Origin of the sequence: Embleya scabrispora DSM 41855, assembly GCF_000372745.1 — a bacterium.
Lineage (GTDB): Bacteria > Actinomycetota > Actinomycetes > Streptomycetales > Streptomycetaceae > Embleya > Embleya scabrispora.
Map to the genome: position 1 here is coordinate 1 of NZ_KB889661.1, position 1,074 is coordinate 1,074.

The window sequence follows — 1,074 nt, forward strand, 5'->3', positions numbered from 1 at the left end:
CTCACATCCCCGCCCACCACCCGACCCCCGATCCACCCCCGAGACGAACCACGCTCAAGACCGGCCACACGGAGCCACCTCCGCCCCGGCACGGCGCAAGCCACCAAGCCGATACGACGGACGCCCACGGCCACCTCCCGGCCCTCACGCCGCCCCCGAGGCGGCATGGGCGGTCAAGCGGTCCGTCCATTCCAGACCGATGGCCACCAAAGCCAGCCCGGTGCACAGGCAGGCAATCCCGATCGGTGTGCGAAGCAGCACATCCAGGGGTCGCGCACCGAGGCCGCTGCCCAGGACCAAGCCGAAAGCCGGTAGCGCGGCCAGCACATGCGCGGTCGAACGGGCCCCGGCCAGTTCGGCGAGCAATTCCTCGCGCGTGTCCTCCTCGGCCCGCAGCGTGGCCGCGATCCGCTCCAGCGCCGACGCGAACCCGGCACCACGGCCAATCGCAATCCGCCAGCACGCGGCGAGCCGCCGGAGTCCGGCCGCCCCGGGACGGGCCGCCACCCGGTCCAGCGCATCCGGCACGTCGCCGCCCACCCGGGCCGTCCCGATCGCCTCGCCCACCACCGCCAGGACCGGTCCCCGCACCGCGTGCGCGGCCAACGCCAACGCCTCCTCCGGCGACCGGCCCGCCCGCAACTCCCCCACGAACGCAGCGCACAACCCGACGACCCCGCCCCGAACCGCAGCGGCCTCCCGACCCGCTGCGGCCCGCGCCCACCGTCGACGCACCACCCACGCCCCCGGCAACGCCACCAGTACGGGCACCGGCGACCCCAGCAACAGCGCAACGCCGCTCCCCGCCGCGAGCACCGCAATCGGCACCCGATGCCCCCGCACCGTCGCACCGAGCACCGATCGCCCCACCCGGTCGGCATCGAACGCCCCCAGCACCACCCGCAACCGAGCCGGCCCAACCCGAGTCATCGACAACCACACCAACCCCGCAACCCCAACCCCCGCAAACACCACCGCCACCACCCGCCCCACCCTCCAACCCCCCGAAACACCCCACCGACACCCCCACCGACACCCCTCGCCGGGGTCACCACCCGCCCCAGACCCCCCGCC

General features: G+C 74.9%; 1 protein-coding gene. It reads right to left on the minus strand.

Annotated elements, in window-relative coordinates:
* Positions 1-144: 144 nt before the first annotated feature.
* A complete protein-coding gene (locus A3IC_RS54825) occupies positions 145-930 on the minus strand; it encodes a type II secretion system F family protein (protein ID WP_158695970.1) in 786 nt (261 codons plus the stop codon).
* Between the last annotated feature and the right edge of the window lie 144 nt (positions 931-1,074).